The organism is Sphingomonas sp. (assembly GCF_019749955.1).
Taxonomy (GTDB): domain Bacteria; phylum Pseudomonadota; class Alphaproteobacteria; order Sphingomonadales; family Sphingomonadaceae; genus Sphingomonas.
The window spans coordinates 1-2,452 of record NZ_JAIEPC010000065.1; the positions used below are offsets into that span (position 1 = coordinate 1).

At 66.5% G+C, this 2,452-nt stretch carries 3 protein-coding genes; 2 read left to right on the forward strand and 1 reads right to left on the reverse strand.

Annotated features, from left to right (window positions below; genetic code table 11):
• Positions 1–45: 45 nt before the first annotated feature.
• On the forward strand, positions 46–1,023 hold the full coding sequence (gene egtD, locus K2W81_RS12670) for an L-histidine N(alpha)-methyltransferase (protein WP_294104832.1): 978 nt from the start codon (positions 46–48) through the stop codon (positions 1,021–1,023).
• Positions 1,024–1,117: 94 nt separating this feature from the next.
• The gene (locus tag K2W81_RS12675; protein ID WP_294104828.1) at positions 1,118–1,987 is read left to right on the forward strand and encodes a 3-hydroxyacyl-CoA dehydrogenase NAD-binding domain-containing protein; all 870 of its coding nucleotides are present in this window, start codon (positions 1,118–1,120) and stop codon (positions 1,985–1,987) included.
• A 21-nt stretch (positions 1,988–2,008) separates the two neighbouring features.
• Here the strand turns inward: K2W81_RS12675 and K2W81_RS12680 are convergent.
• Positions 2,009–2,452 (reverse strand): TipAS antibiotic-recognition domain-containing protein (locus K2W81_RS12680; protein ID WP_294104830.1); only part of this gene is annotated, 444 nt, incomplete at its 5' end.

The following is a 2,452-nucleotide window of genomic DNA, read 5'->3' on the forward strand; positions in this document are numbered from 1 at the left end:
AGCGCTGGCAATTCACTGGCGTGCGGCTTGCGAAAGACATCTGACATGCTCAAGCCCGAAATCGGGGACGGCGAAGCAACGCTCGCCGATCCCGCGTTCCGCGCCGATGTGCTGGCGGGATTCGCGTCGCGCCCGCGCGCGATTCCGGCGCGCTGGTTCTACGACCGGCGCGGGTCGGAGCTGTTCGAAGCGATCACCGACCTGCCCGAATATTATCCGACGCGTACCGAAGCGGGGATTCTCGAAAGCGCCGGCCCTGCGATTGCCGACGCCGTCGGGCCGGGGCGCGCCGTCGTCGAATTCGGCTCGGGATCGTCCGCCAAGACGCCGCTGCTGCTGCGCGCGATAGCACCCGCTGCCTATGTGCCGATCGACATTTCGGGCGATTTCCTGCGCCAGTCGTCGGCGCAACTCGCGCAAGCCTTTCCTGGCCTGCCGGTGCTGCCGCTCGAAGCCGATTTCATGCACCCGATCGCGCTACCGGAGGCGGTCGCGGCCATGCCCAAGCTCGGCTTCTTTCCGGGCTCGACGATCGGCAACATGATCCCGTCGTCCTCGGTCGATCTGCTGCGGGCGATGCGGATGTGGCTGGGCACCGGCGCGATGCTGTTGATCGGGATGGACCGGATCAAGCCCGCCGAGGTTCTCGTCCCCGCCTATGACGATGCGGAAGGCGTGACGGCCGCATTCAATCTCAACCTGCTCGAACGGATCAACCGCGAGCTTGGCGGGACGATCCCCGTCGACGCGTTCCGCCACCGCGCGCTGTGGAACGACATGCGTGCACGGATCGAAATGCATCTGGAGGCTGTGCGCGACGTGGCTTTCACGATCGAGGGGCGCCGGTTCGAGCTGGCGGCGGGCGAGACGATCCACACCGAAAACAGCCACAAATACGGCCCGCGCGACGCGCGCATCCTGCTGCGCGCGGGCGGCTGGACGCCGATCGCCGAATGGACCGATGCGGGCGAGAACTTCGCGGTGATCCTCGCCGAAGCGCAGGCAGCGCGGACGGCGCCTTAACAGATTTTCGGGCGCGGCGGCGCAGCGCCTCTTCGTTTTGCTTCGCATTTGACGCGACCGGCGATAAGTCGCGCGACATCAAGGAGGAGCGGCCATGAACATAATCGGGGTTATCGGCGCGGGGCAAATGGGCGCAGGCATCGCGCAGGTATCGGCGCAAGCGGGGTATCATGTGCTGCTCTCGGACGTCGATCTTGCGCGGGCCGAGGCGGGCAAGGCGGGGATCGCCAAGGCGCTCGACCGGCTGGTGACCAAGGAAAAGATCGCCGCCGGTGCGCGCGACGCCGCGCTCGCGCTGATCGAGCCGGTCGCCAGCGTCGAGGCGATGGGCGACTGCGGCCTCGTCATCGAAGCCGCGACCGAGCGCGAGGAAGTCAAGCGCGCGATCTTCGGGAACGTCGGCAAAGTGCTGGGCGCCGACGCCATCCTTGCGTCGAACACCTCGTCGATCCCGATCACGCGCCTCGCGCAGGCCGCCCCCGACCCGGCGCGCTTCATGGGCGTGCATTTCTTCAATCCGGTGCCGGTGATGGGCCTGATCGAGCTGATCCGCGGCCTCGCCACCAGCGACGCGACGGTGGCGGCAGTCGAGGCGTTCGGCCAGTCGCTCGGCAAGCAGATCGTCCACGCGAACGACGCTCCCGGCTTCATCGTCAACCGCGTGCTGATGCCGATGATCAACGAAGCCGTGTTCGCGCTCGGCGAAGGCGTGGCGACGATGCAGGACATCGACAGCGCGTGCATGCTCGGCCTCAACCACCCGATGGGGCCGTTGACGCTCGCCGATTTCATCGGGCTCGACACCTGCCTTGAGATCATCCGCGTGCTGTTCGAAGGCACCGGCGACCCGAAGTTCCGCCCGGCGCCGCTGCTGGTCAAATATGTCGAAGCCGGCTGGTATGGCCGCAAGGTCAAGCGCGGCTTCTATGATTATTCGGGCGCCGAGCCGGTGTCGACGCGCTGAGCGCCGACACTGGTCCGGTCGTCATTTGGCCGCCGCACTCGCCGCCTGGATGAACTGGAACACTTCGTGGTCGAAGCCGGGATCGGCCTGACCTTCCCACTTGTCCATGTTCGCGTACATCTCCCGCGTCTGCGCCATCATCGCGGGCGTGGCGATGCGCGTGAAAGGTTCGAGCAGCGCTTTCCACTCGGCGGCAAAGGCTTGGGCGGCGGCGCTCGCCGGGTCCATCGGCAGCGCCGCCTTGATCCGGCTGCCCAGATCCTTCCACTTTGCGGCCGCTGCTTCGGCGTCATAGGCGTCGCCCATTTCGGGCAAGGTCCGGGCGAAATCGGCCTTGGCTTCGTCGCTCAGATAGCGGTCGGTCACGGCCTGCCATTTGTCAGTTTCGTCGGTCATCATCACGTCTCCTGTCCTGATCAGCGAGCAGAAGGTCGCGGCATCGATCGGCTCGCCGCGATCGATTCG